The organism is Pseudonocardia kujensis, from assembly GCF_021283305.1.
GTDB classification, from domain to species: domain Bacteria; phylum Actinomycetota; class Actinomycetes; order Mycobacteriales; family Pseudonocardiaceae; genus Pseudonocardia; species Pseudonocardia kujensis.
Window position 1 is genome coordinate 24043 of record NZ_JAJSOK010000044.1, and the last position, 22065, is coordinate 46107.

The following is a 22065-nucleotide window of genomic DNA, read 5'->3' on the forward strand; positions in this document are numbered from 1 at the left end:
AACGCGCTCGGGCACCGGCCTCGCTCGCAGTATGGATCCACAACGCGCTGGAACCGCTGCTCCGGGCGCAGTATGGATCCACAACGCGCCGGGGGAGGTCGGTCGATGAGCGGCGACACCGAGCTGGAGGCGGCGATCGAGGAGCTGCTCGCCACCCGGACCGGCACCATCTGCCCCTCGGACGCGGCCCGGGCGGTCGACCCCGCGGGCTGGCGGGACAGGATGGACGAGGTCCGTGCCGCGGCCCGGCGGCTCGTCGCGGCCGGGAAGGTGGAGATCACGCAGAAGGGCGAGGTCGTCGACCCGGACACCGCCCGGGGACCGATCCGGATCCGTAGGGTCCGCTGAGTGAGCGACACCTACACCCACGGCCACCACGACTCGGTCCTGCGCTCGCACCGCAACCGGACCGTCGAGAACTCGGCCGCGTACCTCGCCCCGCTCCTCCGGCCCGGGCTCGACCTGCTCGACGTCGGCTGCGGGCCCGGCACCATCACCCACGACCTGGCCGCCCGCGTGGCGCCGGGCCGGGTCCGGGGGATCGACGTCGTCGAGGCACCCCTGGTCGAGGCGCGCGCAGCGGGCGACGGGGTCGAGTTCGCCGTCGACGACGTCTACGGGCTGGCCGACCCGGACGACTCCTACGACGTCGTCCACGCCCACCAGGTCCTGCAGCACCTGTCCGACCCGGTCGCCGCCCTGCGCGAGATGCGCCGCGTCGCCCGGCCCGGCGGGGTCGTCGCCGCCCGGGACGCGGACTACGCGGCCTTCACGTGGTTCCCGCACGACGACCGCCTCGACGCCTGGCTCGCCCTCTACCGCGCCGTCGCGCACGGCAACCGCGCCGAGCCCGACGCCGGCCGCCGCCTGCTCTCCTGGGCCCGCGCCGCCGGGTTCACCGAGATCACCCCGTCCGCCTCGGTCTGGTGCTACGCCACCCCGGAGAGCCGCGACTGGTGGGGCGGGCTGTGGGCGGAGCGGATCCTGTCCTCGTCGATCGCCGTGCAGGCGGTCGAGCGCGGCCTCGCCACCCGCGCCGACCTGGAGGACATGTCCGAAGCCTGGCGGGTCTGGGCCGCGAACGACGACGGGTGGTTCCTCGTCCCCCACGGCGAGATCCTGGCGCGGGCCTGAACGACCGTTCGGCGATTCGTACTGAACGAACGCTCAGCATTTCTCGGCGGAATCCTGCACGCTGAGGTGACCGCCGACACGAGGGAGTGCTGATGGTCGACACCGACGTGGTCATCGTGGGGGCCGGGTTCGCCGGCCTGTACCAGCTGCACCGGGTGCGCGGGCCGGGCCTGCGCCCGCGGGTGTTCGAGGCCGGCAGCGGCGTGGGCGGCACCTGGTACTGGAACCGCTATCCCGGCGCCCGGTGCGGCGTCGAGAGCCTCGAGTACTCCTCTTCCTTCCCCCCGAGCTGGAGCAGGAGTGGGACTGGACCGAGCGGTACCCCGCCCAGCCGGAGATCCTGAGCTACGCCGAGCACGTCGCCCACCGCTTCGACCTGCGCCGCGACATCACGTTCGACACCCGGGTCACCGCCGCGACCTGGCGCGGCGACCACTGGGAGGTCGGGACCGACGGCGGGGAGCGGATCACCGCCACCTACTGCGTGTTCGCCACGGGCTGCCTGTCCAGGCCCAAGGATCTCGACCTGCCGGGGGTCGGGACCTTCGCAGGGCCGACCTACCTCACGTCGAGCTGGCCCCACGAGGGCGTGGACTTCACCGGGCGCCGGGTGGCGGTGGTCGGGACGGGCTCGTCGGGCGTGCAGGCCATCCCGGTGATCGCCGAGCAGGCCGCGCAGCTCACGGTCTTCCAGCGCACGCCGAACTACGTCGTCCCGGCGCGGAACGGGCCGCTGGACCCGGAGGCGCAGCGGGCGCGCAAGGCGGACTACCGGCGGTTCCGGGAAGAGGCGAGCCACACGCTCGGCGGGCTGCTCGGCACGCCCTCCACGGTCTCCGCGCTGTCGGTGGACGAGGACACCCGGCGGAGCGCCTACGAGCAGGCCTGGGCGCAGGGCGGGCTCACGGCCTTCCGCCAGACCTACGGCGACATCGCGCTGGACCTGGCGGCCAACGACACCGCCGCCCGGTTCATCCGGTCGAAGATCCGCGAGGTCGTCCGGGACCCGGACACCGCCGCCGCGCTCGGGCCCACGAACCACCCCTTCGGCGCCAAGCGTCCGTGCCTGGACACCGGCTACTTCCAGACCTACAACAAGCCGACCGTCCGGCTCGTCGACCTGCAGAAGACGCCGCTCACCGAGATCGTCCCCGGTGGGGTGCGCACCACCGAGGAGCTCGTCGAGGTCGACGACCTGGTGCTCGCCACGGGGTTCGACGCGATGACGGGCGCCCTGCTCGCGATCGACATCCGGGGCCGGGACGGGGTCCGGCTGGCCGACGCCTGGGCGGACGGCCCGCACACCTACCTCGGCCTGGGTGTGGCCGGGTTCCCCAACCTGTTCACGATCACCGGGCCGGGCAGCCCGTCCGTGCTCTGCAACATGATGGTGGCGATCGAGCAGCACGTGGACTGGATCACCGACTGCCTCGCCGCGCTCGACGGGCGGACCATCGAGCCCGAGGAGACCGCGCAGGAGCACTGGACGGCGCACGTGGCCGAGGCCGGCACGAAGTCCATGATCATGCGCGGGAACTCCTGGTACCTGGGCGCGAACGTGCCCGGCAAGCCGCGGGTCTTCCTGCCCTACGTCGGCGGCCTCGGGCCCTACCGGGACACCTGCGACGAGGTCGCCGCCGAGGGCTACCGGGGCTTCCGGCTCACGGAGACCGCGTAGCCGCCACCGGTGTAGGGCTCGCGGTCCCAGGTCGCGAAGCGGTCCTCGGCCACGAGCCCGGCGGCGGCGCACCAGGCGTCGTACTCGTCGAGGCCGGGCCAGCCCACCTGCAGGCTGAACCCGGCGATCAGCCGGCCGCCCGGCGCGAGGTGCCGGGCGCTGCCGGCGACCACACCCGCGCGCTCCCGCGCGTAGGGGATCACGTTGCCGGCCAGCACCACGACGTCGAACCGGTCGGTGATGTCCAGGTCCTCCAGGCCGCAGCGGATCCAGCGCAGCTCGGGGGCCTTCGCCGTGGCGGCGGCGATCATGTCCGGGTCGGGGTCGACGCCGACCACCACGATCCCCCGCCGGGCCAGCTCGATCCCGACGCGCCCGGTACCGCAGCCGCCGTCGAGCACCGAGCCCGGGGAGTACGCCGCGACGAGGTCGGCCTCGCCGTGCACGTTCCTGCCGGCCGCGGCGAGGGCCTCCCACCGCGCGTCGTAACGGCCGACCTCGACCGTGTCCTTCCATTGCGACCAGTTCTCCGGGAGCGGCACGCCCGCAACCCTAGGACGCGGTCACGGCGCGGCGCGCGCGGTGAGGCGTCGGCGCAGCCACCGGCCCAGCCGCATGCCGCGGTAGTCCGGGTGCACCAGCAGGACCAGCTCCCCGTCGCCGCCCGGTGCCGGCCCGTCCAGGACGGTGCCGAGCCCGACGAGCGCGCCGGCCTCGTCACGCACCACCAGGGCCGGGCCCCGGGGCGTGACGAGGAGGTCGCGCAGCTCGCGGTCGGACCAGCCGGCGGCGTGGTTCTCCCCCGGCCCCAGCGCGGCGAGGCAGGCGCAGAGCAGGTCCTCGACGGCGCCAACCTCGTCGCCGGTCGCGGGTTCGGCGACGAGCTCGTCGCCGGAGAGCAGCACGATGTCCCAGCGTGGCCGGACGGGCTCGAGGTCCGTCGCGCGCAGGAACGCCTCCGCACGTGCATGCTCGGTGACGGTGAACGGCGCCCAGTCGCGCCTCGCGACCAGCCATCCGCCGTTCGGCGCGGGCACCGCGAGGACGTGCGGGTGGCGCGGGGGCTCGGCCGGCCGGATCCGGACGTCGTCGGCGTGCACCAGCGCGCGCAGGCCCCGGGCCAGCGCGGAGTCGTCCCCCGACGCCGCGCCGGCGACGGCCTGCACCGCGAGGTCGAGGGCGCGGGTCGGCGCGTCGACCAGGTCGTGCGGGTCGGCGGGCGTGACGAGTACGGCACCCGGGTCGCTCGTACCGAGCCCCTCGCGGACCGCGCGGGCGAGCTCGTCGGCGCCCCGCGAGGACCCGACGAACATCTCGTCGACCACCGAGCGCGAGTCCTGCCCGTGCACGGCGAGCCCGAGGATGTTGCCCTCGGCGCGGGCGACGGCCTCGGTGAGCCGGGCGAGGGCCCCGGCCTCGTCGGGCAGCCGGACGCGGACCTTGTGCAGCACCTGTGGGTCCCCGGGCCCGCCGCCCCGGCCGCCGGGCTCGCTCGCGCCCTCGGCGCGGACGTCCCGCGACGCCGGCTGGTCCGGCACCACGCGCAGGTGCGGTGTCGGGGTCGACCCGGCCGCGCCGTGGATGAGCGACTGCCCGGGCCCGACGGCACGGTGCCCGACGGCCCGCAGCGCGGCCCACATCGTGACCTGGTTCGCCGTGAGCACCGGCTTGCCGAGCAGCCGCTCCAGCGGGGCGATCACGTCGTAGGTGGACAGGTTGGTGCAGCTGATGAACACGGCCTCGGCCCCGGGCCGGTCGGCGGCGCGGACCGCGCGCACGACCTCCTCGTAGGACACCCGCCAGATCTGGCCGAGCAGCCCCAGCCCGACGCTCGCGACCGTCTCGACCCCGTGGGCGGCGAGGAACTCCTCGAGCCGGCGGGTGAGGTCGTCGACGTACGGCGTGACGACGGCGACCCGGTCCACCTCGAGCGACCGCAGGCCCTCGACGAGCGCCCCCGCGGTGGTGAGCGCGTGCGGGGCACCGGCCTCGCGGATCACCCCGGTGAGCGCGATCTCGCCCGCGGCCCCGTCGACGAAACTGCCGGAGGTGCAGGCGTAGGCGACGACGCCGGGCTCGGGGACCAGCACGTCCCGGGTGGCCCGGCGCACCGGCTCCGGGTCGGAGATGGCCCGCGCCATCTCCGCGGTGACCGGCGACGGGACGAACGGTGTGCGCGTGACGTGCAGGGCGGCGTCGTCGGGCACCCAGCGCCACAGCTCACGGTCGAGGGCGAAGTCGAACGGCACGATCACCCCGACCCCCGAGGTCGGCGACGGCCCGGGCGCGGCCAGGGCCTCCGCCGCGTGCTCACGGCCACCCACGGGGCCTGCGACGCTCTCCTGCATACCGCCACGGTGGATCTCCCGCATGTCGGCACCGCATCCGGCGTGTTGCCGACAGGTAAGGGAGCCGGACATCCCGGCGTGCCGCAGCTCAGCCGGCTGTGATCTCCGCGCTGATCCCCGCCGTGATCGCGCCAGGGGCACCCGCGGCGATCCCCGCGGCCTCCGCGTGCCGGCGCAGCGTGTTCAGCGCCCGGTGCTGCATCGCCCGGACCGCGCCCGGCGTGCTGCCCACGACCTGCGCGGTCTCGTCGGCGGACAGTCCCATGGCGACGCGCAGCACGAGGACCTCGCGGGCCGCCGCGCTCAGCCGGTCGAGGGCCGGCCGCAGCCGCGCGAGGTCGTCGCGCACCAGGGCCCGTTCCTCCGGCCCGGCCGCGTGGTCCGCCCGGTCCGGGACGAGGTCGGCCAGCTCCGGGCTGCGCGCGGCGGCGCGGTAGGCGTCCCCCACCTCGTGCACGGCGATCCGGTGCACCAGCGCCAGGAACGGCCGGCCGCGGTCCTCGTAGCGGGGCAGCGCCCCGAGCACGCCGATGCAGACCTGCTGGGCCAGGTCCTCGGCCGTGACACCGGGCAGCACCGTCCCCATCCGCGCGCGGCAGTAGCGCAACGCGAACGGCCGGACGATCCGCAGGACCTCCTCGATCGCCCCCGGTTCCCCCGCCGATGCCCGGGCCACCGTCCCCCGGTCCGGCCCCTCCGGCTTCCTCGCGCGCTCCCCTGTTCCCCGTCTCCCCCTCAACACCACTCCACGACCTTGGCCCGAACCGCTCGCGAAGCGGTAGGACGGCGCTGAGAGGACCCTGTGAGCCGGACGGCGGAATCGGGTTGACTCCTTCCGGGTTGGGCGGAGGGTGAAGGTGGAGATCTGGTCCGACGTCGTCTGCCCGTGGTGCGCCCTCGGCCGGCGCCGGTTCGCCGCGGCCCTCGCCCGCTTCCCGCACGCCGACGAGGTCGAGGTGCGCTACCGCAGCTACCAGCTGGACCCCGGGGCGCCGCGGCGGCACGAGGGCGACCGCGAGGAGCGGCTCGCCGCGAAGTTCGGCAGCGACCGGGCGCAGGTCCGTGCGATGCACGACCGCATGACGGCGATGGGTGCCGCCGAGGGCGTCGAGTTCCGGTTCGACGACGCACAGGACGGCTCGACGGTCGACGCGCACCGGCTCCTGCACCTGGCCTGGGACGAGGGCGGCGCGGCGTTGCAGGAGACGCTGAAGGAGCGGCTGCAGCGCGGGTACTTCGCCGAGGGCGAGCCGATCGGCGAGCCGGAGGCCCTGCGCCGCCTCGCGGTCGACGCCGGGCTGCCCGCCGCGTCCGTCGACCGCGTCCTGGGCTCCGACGAGTACCTCGACGCCGTCCGCGCCGACGAGGACCAGGCCCGCCGCCACGGCATCAGCGGCGTGCCCTTCTTCGTGGTGGACGCGACCTACGGCGCCTCCGGCGCCCAACCCGCCGACACCCTCCTCCGGCTGCTGGAGAAGGCGTGGGAGGAGGGGCGGGCCCGCTCCGCGTGAGCGGTCAGGTGGGCAGGAGGGCGTCGATCACGGCCAGGGCCTCGCCCGGGCCGACGGGCGGCACGAGGATCGGCAGCTCCACCCCGGCCTCGCGGTAGCGCGCCAGCCGCTCCCGGCACCGCGACACCGGTCCCAGCAGGCAGAACGAGTCGAGGAGGCGGTCGCTCAGGGCGGCCCCGCCCTCGCCCGCCGCCATCCGGTCGGTCTCCTCGACGAAACCCTCGGAACGCCACATCCGGCGGAAGAACGGGAAGGTCGTGTACAGGCCGAGGTTCTGCCGGGCGAGGTCACGGAGGGCGGGCAGGTCGTCGCCGACGAAGGTCGGGAGCCCGGCGAACCAGTCCCGCAGCTGGGCCGTGTAGCGCACCAGGTCGCCGCCCGGGTCGTCCATGGCGATGCCGAGCGCGGCGTTGACGGGCCGCGAAGCCGGCATCTTCAGCGGCCCGCGCGACCGTCCGCACGTCGGCCGCCCGCCAGCCCGCGCCGGGGATCACCGCGATTCCGATCGACTCCGTCGCCATGCGCGGATGGTCCCTCCGGCACGGCCGAACCGGCCATACGCGGACCTGCGTACCGTCAGGCCGGCGGGGGCAGGTACTCGTCGACCGCGCCCTCGCCGTAGAGGGCGACCAGGGCGGCGGAGATCCACATGAGGGCGGCGAGGTAGTCGTCGCCCAGCTCCTCGGCCACCGGGCCGATCGCCTCCGCCCGGTCCTCGTCGGAGCCGAGGATGCCGATCACGCGGTCGACCGCGACGGCGGGTCCGTCGCCCAGGGTCGAGCGCACCCACTCCGGCACGCGGGTGCGGGCGGACGCCGGGATCGGGCGCGGGCCGCTGTTGGCGAGCCAGCCGAGCAGCACCGCGAAGGCGAGGGCCTGGGCGGGGGCGCCGGCCGGGTCGCCCGGGGCCAGGTCCGGCGGGGCCGTCTCGCCGTCCGACGCCACGAGGCAGCGGACCTCCTCGCGGGCCGGCTCGGGCGACGAGGAGGCGAGGGTGTCCCCGACGGCCCGCCGCACCCGGTCGTCGATGATCTCGACGACCTGGTCGTCCTCCTCCGCCCCGGCGAGGGCGCCGACGTTGGCCTCCATGACCTCGAGCCACTCGGGGTTGCCGTCGTAGGGCCCGACCGCGCGCACCGTGCGGATCTCCGCGACGGCGTAGCGCATCTCGTCGACGGCCTGCAGCTCCTCGACCTCGGCCGGGTCGCCGTCGAGGCCGTACTGATCGAGCCCGGGAAGGGTCACCACGGGGCGCAGCGGCGCGGGCTCGCGCCTGACCTTCCTCCGCCGCGCCGCGACCTTCGCCGCCCGCTTCTGGCCCCGCGACTGCTGCTTCTTCCCCACACCGCTCCTCGTCCGCGTTCCGGCGCGGGTCAGTCCTGGGAGCAGACCGCCCCCTGCGCCGCCGACCCCACGAGTCTCGCGTACTTCGCCAGCACGCCCCGACGCCGCCCCGGGTCGCGCGGGGTCCAGCCGGCCCGCCGCTTCTCCAGCTCCTCCTCGGGAACGTCGAGGTCGAGGGTCTTCGTGGCCATGTTCAGCACGATCGGGTCGCCGTCCTCCACCAGCGCGATGGGGCCGCCGTCGGTCGCCTCCGGCGCGACGTGCCCGATGCACAGGCCGGTCGTCGCCCCGGAGAACCGGCCGTCCGTGACCAGCAGCACCTCCTTGCCCAGCCCGGCCCCCTTGATCATCCCGGTGACGGCGAGCATCTCCCGCATCCCGGGGCCGCCGCGCGGGCCCTCGTACCGGATCACCACGACGTCGCCCGGGACGACGGTGCCGTCGGCGACGGCGTCGAGCGCGCCCTGCTCGCCGTCGAACACCCGGGCGCGCCCGCGGAACTCGGCGGCGTCGAAGCCCGCCGACTTGACGACGGCACCGTCCGGGGCCAGGGACCCGCGCAGGATGGTGAGCCCGCCCGTCGGGTGGATGGGATCGGTCAGGGCACGGATCACCGTCCCGTCGAGGCCCGGCGGGTCGATCTCGTCGAGGTTCTCCGCGACGGTGCGCCCGGTGACGGTGAGCGCGTCGCCGTGCAGCAGGCCGGCGTCGAGCAGCGCCTTCATCACGACGGGCACGCCGCCGACCTGGTCGACCGTGCTCATCACGTGCGCGCCGAAGGGCTTGACGTCGGCCAGGTGCGGGACGCGCTCGCCGATGCGGTTGAAGTCGTCGAGCTCCAGCGGCACGCCCGCCTCGGCGGCGATCGCGAGCAGGTGCAGCACGGCGTTGGTCGAGCCGCCGAACGCCAGGACGACCGCGATCGCGTTCTCGAACGCCTCCCGGGTCAGGATCTGCCGGGCGGTGATCCCCTTCTCCAGCAGCCCGACCACGGCCTCGCCCGAGGCGCGGGCGATGCCGTCCCGCCGTCGGTCGACCGCGGGCGGGCTGGCCGAGCCCGGCAGCGCCATGCCCAACGCCTCGGCCGCGCTGGCCATCGTGTTCGCCGTGTACATGCCGCCGCACGCGCCCTCGCCGGGGCAGATCGCCCGCTCGATCTCGGTCAGCTCCTCGCGGCTGATCAGCCCGCGCGCGCAGGCCCCGACGGCCTCGAACGCGTCGGCGATGTTGACCTCGCGGCCGTCGACGTGCCCCGGCAGGATCGACCCGGCGTAGACGAACACGCCGGCCAGGTCGAGCCGGGCCGCGGCCATCAGCATCCCGGGCAGGGACTTGTCGCACCCGGCGAGCAGGACGGTGCCGTCGAGCCGCTCGGCCTCGACGACGGTCTCCACCGAGTCGGCGATGATCTCGCGGCTGACCAGCGAGTAGTGCATGCCGACGTGGCCCATGGAGATGCCGTCGGACACCGAGATCGTGCCGAACTCCATGGGGTAGCCGCCCGCGCGGTGCACGCCCTCCTTCGCCGCCTGGGCGAGGCGCTGCAGGGACAGGTTGCAGGGGGTGATCTCGTTCCAGCTCGACGCGATGCCGATCTGCGGTTTGGCGAAGTCGGCGTCGCGCATCCCGACGGCGCGGAGCATGCCGCGGGCGGCCGTGCGCTCGATGCCGTCGGTGACCTGGCGGGACCGGGGCTTCAGATCGGGCATGGCGGGCGCTCCTCGTCGATCGCGGTACGTGGTGGGCTCGAGGGTCATCGTGCTCCCTCACCGCCGTCTCGGCAGCTCTCGGCGACCTCGAGATCGCCGGGGGACGATCCGGACTCCGGGCACGTCCGGTCGAGTTGCGGTCACGGCCCGTCACCTGTATTGCGCGCGATCGTTGCGGCCTTCGGGAACGGGCGAAGGGACGACGAGACGATGGCACGACACGCCTGGCGCGCCGAGGGCGGCCGGCGACGGATCACGGGGCTCGCCGCGGCCGGTGCGCTCACCGCGCTGCTCGGCGGCGCGGCCCTCACCGGCGCGGCGTTCGCCGACGACGGGCACGACGGGCACTGGAACCAGACCGACGGCACGCCGTGCTCCAAGCAGGCGCGGGCGTGCGTCGACCTCGCCCACAACCAGGCCTGGCTGATCCACGACGGGAAGATCACCCGCGGCCCGGTCGGGATCTCGCACGGCGGGCAGGGCAAGGAGACCCCCACCGGGGACTTCGAGGTCCAGTGGAAGGACAAGGACCACAAGTCCGCGGAGTTCAACGACGCCGCGATGCCGTACTCGGTGTTCTTCGCCGACGGCGGCATCGCCTTCCACGAGGGCAACCCGCAGAACCCGTCCGCGGGCTGCGTGCACCTCGCCCACGACGACGCCGTGGCCTGGTACGCCGACCTCGAGGTCGGCGACCCCGTGGAGATCCACTAGAGAACGCGGAAGGGCCCCGCACCTCGACCGAGGTGCGGGGCCCTTCGCCGTGCGCGGGTCAGTCCGTGGCGCCCGCGGGTGGCGCTCAGTTCGTGGCGCGGTCCCGGCGGACGTTGGCCCGCCGGCCCTTCAGCGTGGTGACGCCGCGCAGCGAGCGGAGCACGTCGTCCGCCGCGTGCTCGGGGATCTCGACGAGCGAGTGCCGCTCGTGGATCTGGATGGCCCCGATGTCCCGGCCGGACAGCCGCGACTCGTTGGCCAGCGCGCCCACGATGTCCTGCGGGCGGATGCCCGCGGCCCGGCCGGCGGAGACGAACAGCCGCGTGGCACCGGCCCGCGGCGGGCGGGCACCCTGGCCGCGGCCGCCCGGACGGCCCTCCCGCGGACCGCGGTCACGGTCGCGCGGACCGCGACCCTCCCGGGGCGCGGACAGCGTCGGGATGTCGATCTCGTCGTCCGCGGTGGTGCTGCCGGCACGCGCGATCCGCACCGCCGCGGCGGCGACGTCGAGCGCGTCGAACTCGCCGGCCAGCGACTCGACCATGGCCCGGACGCCGTCCGGGTCCGAGTCCGCGTCGGCACGGAGGTCCGCGACGAGCTGCTCGTGCAGCTGGGTGCGGGTGCGCTCGAGCCGGGCCTGCTTGAGGTCCGCGACAGTGGGCACCGGGGCGACCGGCACGCTCTTGCCGATCAGCCGCTCGATGTTGCGCAGGTGGCGGATCGCGCCGGAGGGCACCAGCGTGATCGCGACGCCCTCGCGGCCCGCCCGGCCGACCCGGCCGATGCGGTGCACGTACGCCTCGGGCGACTTCGGCACGTCGTGGTTCACCACGTGCGTGAGCTGCTCGATGTCCAGCCCGCGGGCGGCGACGTCCGTCGCGACCAGCAGGTCGGTCCGGCCGGACCGCAGCCGCTCGACGACGCGGGTGCGGTGCTCCTGGTCCATGCCGCCGTGCAGCGCCTCGGCCCGCAGCCCGCGGGCGGTGAGGGTCTCGGTGACCGCGTCGACGTCCGCCCGGGTGCGGCAGAACACGATGGCGGCGGTGGGCCGCTCGAGCTCCAGGATCCGGCCGAGCGCGGTGGTGGTGTGGGTGCGCGGCACCATGTAGGCGGTCTGCCGCACGCGCGGCGCCTCGCCCGCCGGGACCTCCTCGCGCGCGATGCGCACGGTCACCGGGTTCTGCAGGTACTCGCGGGCCAGCGACTCGATGCGCCGCGGCATGGTGGCGGAGAACAGCACCGCCTGCCGGTCCGCCGGGGTGGCCTGCAGGATCGTCTCGATGTCCTCGGCGAAGCCCATGTCGAGCATCTCGTCGGCCTCGTCGAGGACGACGGTGGCGAGGGCGTCGAGGGACAGCGCACCGCGGTTCATCAGGTCGATCGCGCGGCCGGGGGTGGCCACGACGACGTCGACACCGCGCTTGAGCGCACCCAGCTGCGGGCCGATCGGGGCGCCGCCGTACACGGCGAGCACGCGCGCGCCGATCGCGGAGCCGTAGCGGGTGATCGCGTCGTTGACCTGCATGGCCAGCTCGCGGGTGGGGGCGAGGACCAGGCCGTAGGGACGGCGCTCGCCCCCGCGGTCGGTCTCGCTCAGGCGCTGCAGCAGCGGCAGCCCGAAGGCGGCCGTCTTGCCGGTGCCGGTGGCGGCCTGGCCCAGCAGGTCGCGCCCCTCGATCAGCGAGGGGATCGCCTCGGCCTGGATCGGGCTGGGGCTGTCGTAGCCGAGCTCGTCGAGCACGCGGAGGATGCCGGGCGCGAGGCCCAGCTCGGCGAAGCCGGCGTCGGCCGCGTCGTTCCCGGTGTCGTTCCCGGTGTCGTTCCCGGTGTCGTTCCCGGTGTCGTCGCCGTCCTCACGCTCGGAGGCGAGGTCGTTCTCGAAGTCGTCGAAGTCGTTCTCGGGCAGGTCCAGCAGAGTGCTCACTCAAGTCCTCGTCGCAGCGGGGTGGCCGACCGACATCCGGACGGACGACGCACCCGCGGGGAAGCCCGCGGGCCCGGAGCGGCTCGGTACCGCCGAAAAGGACCATGGGGCTCTCGGCTGACGTCATCGCTGACAGCCGACGGCACCCATTGTCACACGTGGGTCGCGGGAGATCGCAGCGGGCCGGGGTCCTGCCCGCCTACGCACGGATCAACACACGTCGGGGCCGAGGTGTTCCCGGTCGTTCCCGCCCTGTTCAGGCCCGTGATCGGGCGACATCGGTGATCCGCCGCGAACCGGACGTGCCTCCGGTCACCATTCCACCCGGCGTTCACCGACCGCGGGGACCCTCGGACGGGTGAGCACCTCGCTGCCCCCGGACCTGCGCACCCCGGCCAACCTCCGCGACGTCGGCGGTCTGCCGACCATCGACGGGCGCCGCGTGCGCGCCGGCGTGTACCTCCGCAGCGACGCCCCGCAGCCCGGCGACCGCACGCCGCTGGTGCCCGGCACGGTCATCGACCTGCGCTCGCGCGTCGAGACCCGCGGCCTCGCGCACCCGCTCGCCGGGGTCTCCGACGTGCACGAGGTGCCGCTCGGCGTCTCGCTCGCGCCCGACCTCGTGGCCGCCACCCCGACCGCCGACCGGGACCTCGCCTGGGCCTACCGCCTGCTCGTCACCGAGGCGACGGCCGAGCTGGCCCGGATCATCCGGATCGTGGCGCGCTCCCGCGGGCCGGTGCTGGTGCACTGCGCGGCGGGCAAGGACCGCACCGGGATCGTCACGGCGGTGGTGCTGGGCGTGGTCGGGGTGCCCCGCGAGCACGTGCTGGCCGACTACCTGCGCACCAACGAGAACCTCGAGCGGCTGTGGGCCCGGCTGGAGGCCGGCGGCGTCCCGCTGCCCGGCGACGTCCAGGGCCTGTTCGGCGTCGACCGCGCGGCCCTCGAGGCGGTGCTCGACGCCATGGAGGCCCGCCCGGGCGGCCTGCGCGGGCACCTGCTGGCCCACGGCACCGACCCGGACGACCTCGATCTGCTCACCCGCCGCCTGGTCGGCTGACCCGCCGGCGGCGGGCCCCGCCGCGGCGCCACCGCCGGAACGACCGGCGGCGGCCGCCGGAGCGGCCGCCGCCGTGGGAACGCCTACTTGAAACCGGCGCGCTTCAGGGCGTCGGCCATGGCGTTGTTCAGCGGTGCCGGCTTCTCCTGCCGGTTCCGCTGCCCGCCCTGCCGACCGCCCTGGCCCTGCCGGCCCTGACCGGCCTGACCACCCTTGCCGCCCTGACCGCCCTGCCGGTCGCGGCCGCCCTGCCTGCCACCGCCCTGCCTGCCACCGCCCTGCCGGTCGCCGCCCTGCCGGTCGTCGCGCCGCCGGTCCCCGCCGCCGCGGTTCTGCCGGCCGCCGCCGGCGCCGCCCTTGCCCGGCTCGTCGTCGAGGCGCAGGGTGAGCGAGATCCGCTTCCGGTCCTCGTCGACGTCGAGCACCTTGACCTTGACGACGTCGCCGGACTTGACGACCTCGCGCGGGTCCGACACGAACTGGCTGGACATCGCCGAGACGTGCACGAGCCCGTCCTGGTGGACGCCGACGTCGACGAACGCGCCGAACGCGGCCACGTTGGTGACCACGCCCTCGAGCACCATGCCCGGCCGCAGGTCCGCGATCTTGTGGACGCCCTCGGCGAAGGTCGCGGTGCGGAACGCCGGCCGCGGGTCGCGGCCCGGCTTCTCCAGCTCGGCGAGGATGTCGGTGACGGTCGGCAGCCCGAACCGGTCGTCGACGAACCGCTGGGGCTGCAGGCTCTTCAGCTTCGCGGTGTTGCCGAGGAGCTCGTCGATGCCGGCCTTCGCCGCCTCGACCATCTTCCGGACGACCGGGTAGGCCTCGGGGTGCACGCCGGAGACGTCGAGCGGCTCGTCGCCGCCGCGGATCCGGAGGAAGCCGGCGCACTGCTCGAAGGCCTTCGGACCCAGCCGTGGGACGTCGGCGAGCGCGGTGCGGGTGCGGAAGGGGCCGTTGGCGTCGCGGTGGGACACGATCGCGGCGGCCAGCGACTCGCTGATGCCCGACACCCGGCGCAGCAGCGGCGCGGAGGCGCTGTTGAGGTCCACGCCGACGGCGTTCACACAGTCCTCGACGACGGCGTCGAGCGAGCGGGACAGCGAGGCCTCGGGCAGGTCGTGCTGGTACTGGCCGACGCCGATGGACTTCGGGTCGATCTTCACGAGCTCGGCGAGCGGGTCCTGCAGGCGGCGGGCGATGGAGACCGCGCCGCGCAGCGAGACGTCGAGGTCCGGCAGCTCGGCGGACGCGTACGCCGAGGCCGAGTAGACCGACGCGCCCGCCTCGCTGACCATCACCTTGGTCATCTTCAGCCCGGGGTTCATCGCGACGAGCTCGCCGGCGAGCTTGTCCGTCTCCCGGGAGGCGGTGCCGTTGCCGATCGCGATCAGGTCCACGGAGTGCTCGGTGGCCAGCTTGGTGAGCCTGACCAGCGCGCCGTTCCAGTCCTTGCGGGGCTCGTGCGGGTAGATCGTGTCGGTGGCGACGACCTTGCCGGTCCCGTCGACCACGGCGACCTTCACGCCGGTGCGCAGGCCCGGGTCGAGACCCATCGTCGCCCGGGTCCCGGCGGGCGCGGCGAGCAGCAGGTCGCGCAGGTTGGAGGCGAAGACGCCGATCGCGCCCTCCTCGGCGGCGGTGCGCAGCCGCACCCGGATGTCGATGCCCAGGTGCAACAGGATGCGGGTGCGCCAGGTCCAGCGCACGACGTCGTTCAGCCACCGGTCCGCGGGCCGGCCCTGGTCGGAGATGCCGACGTGCGCGGCGATCAGGGTCTCCCAGTCGGTTCGCACGCCCGGCTCGGCCGGCTCGGCGTCGGGCTCCAGGGAGACGTCGAGGACCTCCTCCTTCTCCCCGCGGAAGACGGCCAGGATGCGGTGGCTCGGCAGCGAGGTGAACGGCTCGGAGAAGTCGAAGTAGTCCGAGAACTTGGCGCCCTCGACCTCCTTGCCCGGGCGGACCTTCGACACCAGCACGCCGCGGCTCCACATCCGCTCGCGCAGGCCGCCGATGAGGTCGGGTTCCTCGGAGAAGCGCTCGACGAGGATCGCGCGGGCGCCCTCGAGCGCGGCGGCGGCGTCGGCGACGTTCTCCCCGAGGTACTTCGCCGCCTCCTCCTCGGGGGTCAGCGAGGGGTCGGCGAGCAGGGCGTCGGCGAGCGGCTCGAGACCGTTCTCGCGGGCGATCATGGCCTTGGTGCGGCGCTTGGGCTTGTAGGGCAGGTAGACGTCCTCGAGCCGGGCCTTCGACTCGGCGGCCAGCACCTGCTGCTCCAGCTCGGGGGTGAGCTTGCCCTGCTTGCGGATCTCCTCGAGCACGGCGCTGCGCCGCTCCTCCAGCTCGCGCAGGTAGCGCAGCCGCTCCTCAAGGGTGCGGAGCTGGGCGTCGTCGAGCCCGCCCGTGGCCTCCTTCCGGTAGCGGGCCACGAACGGCACGGTCGACCCCTCGTCGAGGAGGTCGACGGCCGAGGCGACCTGGTGCCGGCGCACTCCCAGCTCGTCGGCGATGCGATGCTCGATCGACGGTTGGGGGGTGGTCTGGGCCGAGGACTGCGGAGCCGATGCCGCCCCGGTGGGGGCCGCGGGGGCCGCTGCGGGAACCGAACCTGTCACTCCCCCATCCTCCCCGGACGGCCCCCCGGCGGGTACGGGTGGGGTGGGGTCGCGCGAACCGGAGGTCGCCGCCCGCGGTGCGGGAGGGAGCCGCCCCGCCGGCGACGCGATCCGGCGCCGGATTCACAGCGGCTCCACAGCCTTCTCCGGGCTCGTCCCCAGCCGGCGCGGCAACGGTGCCCGGGTGGGTCACTACGGCCACGGCCTGTCCCTGCTGACCGGCTGGCTCCCTGTCGCGATCCCGGCGGTCACGGCCGCCGTCCTGCTCGTGGCCCTGGTGCGCCGCGCCGGGCGGCGGTGGTACCTCGTGTGGCTGCCGGTGGCCGCGGTGGTCGGTCTCGCGGCGAGCCTGTTGGTCCGCGAGCAGGTCACCGCCGACGGGCTGACGGACGACCCGGCGCCCGTCGTGCTCTGGATCTGGATCGGCGTGGCGGTCGGCGCGGCCGTCGTCGCGGTCGTCGGCTGGCGGCGGACGCCCTGGTGGCGACGGACGCTGTCGATCCTCGCGGTGCCGCTCGCGGTGCTCTGCGTCGCGTCGGTCCTCAACCAGTGGGTCGGCTACTACCCCACCGTGCAGGAGGCCTGGGGCGCCGCGACCGCCGGTCCGTTGCCGGACGAGGTCGACGACGCGCAGCTGGCGAGCCTCGCCTCCGCGTCGACGCGGCCCGCGCACGGTGCCCTGCTCGGCGTGGACATTCCCGCCACGGCCAGCGGGTTCACACACCGCGAGGAGTACGTCTACCTGCCGCCGGCCTGGTTCACCGGGAGCGACCACCATCCCGCCCTGCCGGCGCTGATGATGGTCGGGGGCGAGTTCAACACCCCCGCGGACTGGATCCGCACCGGCAACGCCCTGGACGTCGTCGACGGGTACGCGGCCGCGCACGGGGGCCTCACGCCGATCCTCGTCTTCGTGGACTCGGGCGGCTCCTTCAACAACGACACCCAGTGCGTGAACGGGCCCCGGGGCAACTCCGCCGACCACCTGACCGAGGACGTCCGGCCCTCCGTGGTCTCCCGCTTCGGCGCCTCCGCCGAACCCGCGAGCTGGGGGGTCGTGGGCTGGTCGATGGGCGGGACCTGCGCCGTGGACCTCGCCGTGATGCACCCCGAGCTCTTCGGCACCTTCGAGGACATCGCGGGTGACCTCGGCCCGGCCGTCGGCGGCAAGGACGAGACGATCAGCCGGCTGTACGGCGGGAACGCGGCGGCGTGGGCCCGGTTCGACCCACTCACCGTGCTGGCCGCGCACGGCCGCTACGCCGACACCGCAGGCTGGTTCGAGGACTCCTCCGGCGGGGGCCCGGGGTCCGGGCCCGGCGGACGGCCCGGGTTCGCGTTCCGCGGCGGACCGCGCCGGCCCACCGGGTCAGGGTTCGGCGGGCAGGCCGACCCGGGCGCGGAGGGGAGCGAGCCCCAGGAGGCGGCGCAGCTCTGCACCGCGATGACGGCGCAGGGCATCGCCTGCACGCTGCACACCACGCCGGGCGGCCACACGTGGCAGGTGGCCGCGACCTCCTTCGCCGACGCCTTCCCCTGGCTGGTGGGCCGGGTACAGGGCGGCACCGGGGTGGGCACGGCGCAGACCACGTCCACCGCCGGCGTTCCCGCCGCGGCGGCGGCAGTCGCCCCGACCGGCCCGACCGCCCCGGCCGGGAACACGGGCGGGGCCACGGCCGGGGGCACGACCTCCTGAGGCCGGCCGCCCGGGCCCGTGATCAGGCGAAGGTGACCTGTCCGGTGATGCTGGGGTCGGCGCCGGGCACCCCGCAGACCAGGTCGGAGCCGTCCGGCTTGCCCGTCGCCACCACCGGGGCACCGGCGAAGGCGGGCCGGCGCAGGCGGTAGGAGAACTCGGCGACCTGGCGGTCCGGGGCGAAGCGGCGGGGCAGCTCGAGCAACATCAGCGCGAGCAGCGGCCCGTGCACCACGAGCCCGGGGAAACCCTCGACGTCCCGGGTGTAGGGCAGGTCGTGATGGATCCGGTGGGCGTTGTAGGTCAGCGCGCTCATCCGGAACAGCAGCACCTCGTCGGGGCGCAGCACCGCCTGCCACTCCCCCGGGGCCGCCGGATCGGGCTCGCGCGGCTCCGGCGCCGCGGGCGCCGCGGTGCGCGCCGCCCCGGGCTCCTGCTCCCGGTAGACGACGTCGTGCTCCTCGACCTGGGCCACCTCGCCGTCGCGCAGGTACTCGTGGGTCAGGGTGACGAAGAGCATGTCGCCGGACCGGCCGGACTTCGGCGTGATCGAGCTCAGCGCGCTGCGCCGGGTCACCTCGTCGCCCACGCGCAGCGGCGCGTGCACGGTGAGCCGGCCGCCGGCGAACATCCGCCGGCGATTCGGGATCGGCGGCAGGAAGTGCCCCTCGCGCGGGTGCCCGTCCTCGCCGAGCTCCGAGGTGGCGGGCCGCTCGAGGAAGTGGAAGGCCGTCCACAGCGGCGGCAGCGCGGTCGACCCCTGCCCGGTCGCGTCGATCGGCGAGGGCTGGTCGAGCAGGCCGGCGAACGAGTCCGACGGGACGCGGTCCAGGACCTCCCGCACCTCGACGGGTCCGGGCTCCCAGCCCTCGACGTACTCGGCGATGCCCATGGTCCTCCTGTCTGCGGTCGTTCCCGCTGTCAGCGGGGGTCGCGCTCGGGTTCGAACAGCGCGACCGACTCCATGTGGTGCGTCATGGGGAAGGCGTCGAAGGAGCGCAGCGCGGAGAGCGCGTACCCCCGCGCGGCGAAGAGCCTGACGTCGCGGCCCAGGGCGGCGGGGTCGCAGGCCACGTAGACGACCCGCTCCGGCGCCCGGACGCACAGCTCCTCGACCATCGCCTTGCCCAGGCCCTTGCGCGGCGGGTCGGCGACGACGACGTCCGGATCGGGCAGTCCGGTGACCACCCGCTCCACCCGGCCCACCCGGAAGGCGACCTGCGGCAGGTCGCGCAGCGCGCGCTCGCCGTCGGCCACGGCCTGCCGGGCCGACTCGACGACCGTCACCGACCCCTCGGGCCCGACCTGCCCGGCCAGCACCGCGGCGAACAGCCCGACGCCGCCGTAGAGGTCCCAGGCCGTACCCCCGGAGGGCGCCGCCGCCCACTCCCGCACGATCCCGGCGAGGGTGTCGGCCAGATCCGGGTGCACCTGCCAGAAGGCGCCCGGCGAGAGCTCCCAGTCACGGCCGACCGCGTGCTGCACGGAGGCGCTGCGCTCCGCCGGCGGCACGCCTGCGCCGAGGTGCCGCTCGCCCCGGGCGTCGACGGCCACCTCGATCTCGTCGCCGGGGCGCCAGTGCCGCGCGAGCAGGTCGTCGAGCAGCCCGGCGGGCGCGAGCAGGCAGTCCGAGATCGGGACGACCTCGTGGCTGTGGTGCGCGCGCAGCCCGGCCCGGCCCTCGTCGTCGACCGCGAGGCGCAGGCGCTGCCGCCAGCCGAGCGGACCGCCGGGGAGCTCCTCGACCTCGACCGACCCGGCGAGCCCGCCGGTCAGCCCGCCGAGGCGGGTGAGCTGCTCGCGCAGCACGGCGGTCTTGAGGGCGCGCTGCGCGGGCGGCGCGACGTGCTGGAAGTCGCAACCGCCGCAGCCGCCGGCGCGCGCCCACGGGCACGGCGCCGGCACCCGGTCCGGCGAGGGCTCCGGCACGGAGATCGCGTCGGCCAGGCAGAACGACCCGCCCTGGTCCTCGGTCACCACCGCCCGGACCCGCTCGCCGGGCAGCGCGTGCCGCACGAAGAGCACGCGGCCCTCGTGCCGGGCGACGCAGTGCCCGCCGTGGGCGACCGGGCCGACCTCCAGCTCGAGCACGCGGTCGGTCCAGTCGAGGGTCTGCTCAGCGGACCGGGTCACCGCTGTCCTTCCTGGTGGAGGCCTCCGAGCCGGGTGTGGCGCGGGTGCCGGGGCTGCGGGTGGCGGTGGCGCTCGGGGTCTGGTCGCCGGGCAGCTGCTCCATCGAGGGGTAGCCGCGACGCGAGGCGCCCGGCGCGAAGTGCGGCGAGAGCGGCTGGGCGGCGGCCGAGGAGACCAGCTGCCACGGCACGCTCGTGACCATCACCCCGGGCTGGAACAGCAGCCGGCTCTTCAGCCGGAGCGCGGACTGGTTGTGCAGCAGCTGCTCCCACCAGTGGCCCACGACGTACTCCGGGATGTAGACGGTCACGACGTCGCGCGGGTTGTCCGAGCGGATCCGCTTCACGTAGTCCAGGACCGGCCGGGTGATCTCCCGGTACGGCGACTCGACGACCTTGAGCTTCACCGGGATCTTCCGCTTGCCCCAGTCCGAGATCAGTTTCTTGGTGTCCGCCTCGTCGACGTTGACGGTCAGCGCCTCCAGCACGTCCGGGCGCGTCGCCCGGGCGTAGGCGAGCGCCCGCAGGGTGGGCTTGTGCAGCGTCGACACGAGCACGACGGCGTGGTTGCGGCTCGGCAGCACGGCGTCGGACTCACCGGCCAGCAGCTCCGCCGAGACGCGGTCGTAGTGCTTCTGGATCGCGACCATGAGCACGAAGAACCCGGCCATCGCCACGATGGTGATCCACGCGCCGAGGGCGAACTTCGTGACGAGGACGGTCAGCAGGACGAGCCCGGTCATGATCGCGCCGAACCCGTTGATCGTCTGCGAGCGGCGCATCCGGCGCCGCTCCTTCGGGTCGGTCACCGTCTGCAGCTCGCGGTTCCAGTGCCGCACCATGCCGGTCTGGCTCAGCGTGAACGAGACGAACACGCCGACCGTGTACAGCGGGATCAGCCGCGTGACCTCCGCCTGGAAGCCGATCACCAGCACGACCGCGAAGGCCGCGAGGATCAGGATTCCGTTGGAGAACGCGAGCCGGTCGCCGCGGGTGTGCAGCTGGCGGGGCAGGAAGCGGTCCTGGGACAGGATCGAGCCCAGCACCGGGAAGCCGTTGAACGCCGTGTTCGCGGCCAGCGCCAGGATCAGCGCCGTCATGATCACCACGAAGTAGAAGCCGGGCCGGAAGCCGGAGAAGACGGCGTCGGCCAGCTGGGCGACCATCGTCTGCTGCTGGTACCCCGGGGGTGCGTCGGGGAACTGGCCGGCGGGGTCCTCGGCGATCTTCACCCCGGTGAGCCGGCCCAGTGCGATCAGGCCCATGAACATCGTCACCGAGATCAGGCCGAGCAACAGCAGGGTGGTCGCGGCGTTCCTCGACTTCGGCTTGCGGAAGGCCGGCACGCCGTTGGAGATCGCCTCGACACCGGTCAGCGCGGCCGCGCCCTGGGTGAACGAACGCAGGATCAGCAGCACCAGCGCCAGGCCGGTGAAGGTGTCGCCCTCCGCCACGAGGTGCAGGTTCGTGCTGGCCGTCACGACGTCCTGGCCCAGGATCAGCACCCGGGTCAGGCCCCAGAGGATCATCGTGCCGATGCCGATCATGAACAGGTAGACCGGCACGGCGAACGCCGCGCCCGCCTCCCGGATCCCGCGCAGGTTGATCGCGGTGAGGATCACGATCGCGAGCACGGCGAACAGCACCTTGTGCTGGGCCACGAACGGGATCAGCGCACCCACGTTCGCCGCGGCCGCCGAGATCGACACCGCGACGGTGAGCGTGTAGTCGACGAGCAGGGCGCTCGCCACGGTGAGCCCGGCCTTGCGGCCGAGGTTGACCGTCGCCACCTCGTAGTCGCCGCCGCCCGACGGGTAGGCGTGCACGTTCTGCCGGTAGCTGGTGACCACCGTGAGCAGCACGACGACGACCGCGAGGCCGATCCAGGGGGACAGCGCGTACGAGGTGACCCCGGCGACGGACAGGGTCAGGAAGATCTCCTCGGGCGCGTAGGCGACCGAGGACATGGCATCGGAGGCGAAGACCGGCAGCGCGATCCGCTTCGGCAGCAGCGTGCTGTGCAGGCGGTCGCTGCGCTGCGGGCGACCGACCAGGATGCGCTTGACGGCGACGCCGAGCTTGGACACGTCGGAAGCCTATGCTCTCGGCGGCGGACCGACGCGATAGCGTGCGCCGACGACGAGCCCCGGCCCCGATCGGAGGTGCCGCGGCCCGTCGGAACGTGAGACCGAGCGAG

Annotated in this window: 18 protein-coding genes and 1 pseudogene; 8 read left to right on the forward strand and 11 right to left on the reverse strand. The window is 74.6% G+C overall.

Annotation, left to right across the window (positions count from 1 at the left end):
• Positions 1 to 105 precede the first annotated feature (105 nt).
• The 4 genes from LWC35_RS25815 (at position 106) to LWC35_RS25825 (ending at position 2812) form a co-directional block, all read left to right on the forward strand.
• The gene (locus LWC35_RS25815) at positions 106 to 348 is read left to right on the forward strand and encodes a DUF3253 domain-containing protein (protein ID WP_232872848.1); all 243 of its coding nucleotides are present in this window, start codon (positions 106 to 108) and stop codon (positions 346 to 348) included.
• Positions 349 to 1134: a methyltransferase domain-containing protein gene (locus LWC35_RS25820; RefSeq protein ID WP_232872849.1), complete on the forward strand. Its 786-nt coding sequence runs from the start codon at positions 349 to 351 to the stop codon at positions 1132 to 1134.
• 92 nt (positions 1135 to 1226) lie between these two features.
• Positions 1227 to 1478: an NAD(P)-binding protein gene (locus LWC35_RS40480; RefSeq protein WP_308194670.1), complete on the forward strand. Its 252-nt coding sequence runs from the start codon at positions 1227 to 1229 to the stop codon at positions 1476 to 1478.
• Entirely contained in the window at positions 1379 to 2812 is a 1434-nt protein-coding gene (locus LWC35_RS25825; protein ID WP_308194671.1) for a flavin-containing monooxygenase, read from the forward strand. The genes LWC35_RS40480 and LWC35_RS25825 overlap by 100 nt, the downstream gene beginning before the upstream one ends.
• On the opposite strand, the gene LWC35_RS25830 is transcribed toward LWC35_RS25825, so the two are convergent.
• The 3 genes and pseudogenes from LWC35_RS25830 to shbA form a co-directional block, all read right to left on the reverse strand.
• A complete protein-coding gene (locus LWC35_RS25830) occupies positions 2779 to 3354 on the reverse strand; it encodes a class I SAM-dependent methyltransferase (RefSeq protein ID WP_232872850.1) in 576 nt (191 codons plus the stop codon). The genes LWC35_RS25825 and LWC35_RS25830 overlap by 34 nt on opposite strands.
• A gap of 1041 nt (positions 3355 to 4395) precedes the next feature.
• Positions 4396 to 5160: pseudogene (locus LWC35_RS25835) on the reverse strand (maleate cis-trans isomerase family protein); the annotation flags it as partial.
• An 88-nt stretch (positions 5161 to 5248) separates the two neighbouring features.
• Positions 5249 to 5836, reverse strand: coding sequence for an RNA polymerase sigma factor ShbA (shbA, locus tag LWC35_RS25840; protein WP_232872851.1), 588 nt, complete (start codon positions 5834 to 5836; stop codon positions 5249 to 5251).
• A gap of 181 nt (positions 5837 to 6017) precedes the next feature.
• Between shbA and LWC35_RS25845 the strand changes: the two genes are divergently transcribed.
• Positions 6018 to 6671 carry a DsbA family oxidoreductase gene (locus tag LWC35_RS25845; protein WP_232872852.1) on the forward strand — a complete coding sequence of 218 codons (654 nt, stop codon included), beginning with the start codon at positions 6018 to 6020 and terminating at the stop codon, positions 6669 to 6671.
• A 4-nt stretch (positions 6672 to 6675) separates the two neighbouring features.
• Here LWC35_RS25845 and LWC35_RS25850 read toward each other — a convergent pair whose 3' ends face one another.
• From LWC35_RS25850 to ilvD, 3 genes are all read right to left on the reverse strand, one after another.
• On the reverse strand, positions 6676 to 7104 hold the full coding sequence (locus LWC35_RS25850; protein ID WP_232872853.1) for an LLM class oxidoreductase: 429 nt from the start codon (positions 7102 to 7104) through the stop codon (positions 6676 to 6678).
• Between the two features lie 143 nt (positions 7105 to 7247).
• Positions 7248 to 8015, reverse strand: a complete 768-nt coding sequence (locus LWC35_RS25855; RefSeq protein WP_232872854.1) for a hypothetical protein — start codon at positions 8013 to 8015, stop codon at positions 7248 to 7250.
• A 29-nt stretch (positions 8016 to 8044) separates the two neighbouring features.
• Positions 8045 to 9724, reverse strand: a complete 1680-nt coding sequence (gene ilvD, locus LWC35_RS25860) for a dihydroxy-acid dehydratase (RefSeq protein ID WP_232872855.1) — start codon at positions 9722 to 9724, stop codon at positions 8045 to 8047.
• Positions 9725 to 9934: 210 nt separating this feature from the next.
• On the opposite strand from ilvD, the gene LWC35_RS25865 reads away from it, so the two are divergent.
• Positions 9935 to 10438 carry a L,D-transpeptidase gene (locus LWC35_RS25865; protein ID WP_232872856.1) on the forward strand — a complete coding sequence of 168 codons (504 nt, stop codon included), beginning with the start codon at positions 9935 to 9937 and terminating at the stop codon, positions 10436 to 10438.
• Between the two features lie 85 nt (positions 10439 to 10523).
• Here LWC35_RS25865 and LWC35_RS25870 read toward each other — a convergent pair whose 3' ends face one another.
• A complete protein-coding gene (locus LWC35_RS25870; protein ID WP_372463102.1) occupies positions 10524 to 12179 on the reverse strand; it encodes a DEAD/DEAH box helicase in 1656 nt (551 codons plus the stop codon).
• A 541-nt stretch (positions 12180 to 12720) separates the two neighbouring features.
• Between LWC35_RS25870 and LWC35_RS25875 the strand changes: the two genes are divergently transcribed.
• A complete protein-coding gene (locus LWC35_RS25875; protein WP_232872857.1) occupies positions 12721 to 13425 on the forward strand; it encodes a tyrosine-protein phosphatase in 705 nt (234 codons plus the stop codon).
• Positions 13426 to 13508: 83 nt separating this feature from the next.
• Here LWC35_RS25875 and LWC35_RS25880 read toward each other — a convergent pair whose 3' ends face one another.
• The gene (locus tag LWC35_RS25880) at positions 13509 to 15947 is read right to left on the reverse strand and encodes a Tex family protein (RefSeq protein WP_232872875.1); all 2439 of its coding nucleotides are present in this window, start codon (positions 15945 to 15947) and stop codon (positions 13509 to 13511) included.
• 277 nt (positions 15948 to 16224) lie between these two features.
• On the opposite strand from LWC35_RS25880, the gene LWC35_RS25885 reads away from it, so the two are divergent.
• Entirely contained in the window at positions 16225 to 17736 is a 1512-nt protein-coding gene (locus LWC35_RS25885) for an alpha/beta hydrolase (protein ID WP_232872858.1), read from the forward strand.
• 22 nt (positions 17737 to 17758) lie between these two features.
• Here the strand turns inward: LWC35_RS25885 and LWC35_RS25890 are convergent, their stop codons facing one another.
• The 3 genes from LWC35_RS25890 to LWC35_RS25900 are packed head-to-tail and all read right to left on the reverse strand — an operon-like array spanning position 17759 to position 21955.
• Positions 17759 to 18628, reverse strand: coding sequence for an HTD2 family dehydratase (locus LWC35_RS25890; protein WP_232872859.1), 870 nt, complete (start codon positions 18626 to 18628; stop codon positions 17759 to 17761).
• 29 nt (positions 18629 to 18657) lie between these two features.
• Complete coding sequence (locus LWC35_RS25895; RefSeq protein ID WP_232872860.1) at positions 18658 to 19869, reverse strand: class I SAM-dependent RNA methyltransferase; 1212 nt, start codon at positions 19867 to 19869, stop codon at positions 18658 to 18660.
• Positions 19853 to 21955 carry an APC family permease gene (locus LWC35_RS25900; RefSeq protein WP_232872861.1) on the reverse strand — a complete coding sequence of 701 codons (2103 nt, stop codon included), beginning with the start codon at positions 21953 to 21955 and terminating at the stop codon, positions 19853 to 19855. Before LWC35_RS25900 ends, LWC35_RS25895 begins: the two co-directional genes overlap by 17 nt.
• Between the last annotated feature and the right edge of the window lie 110 nt (positions 21956 to 22065).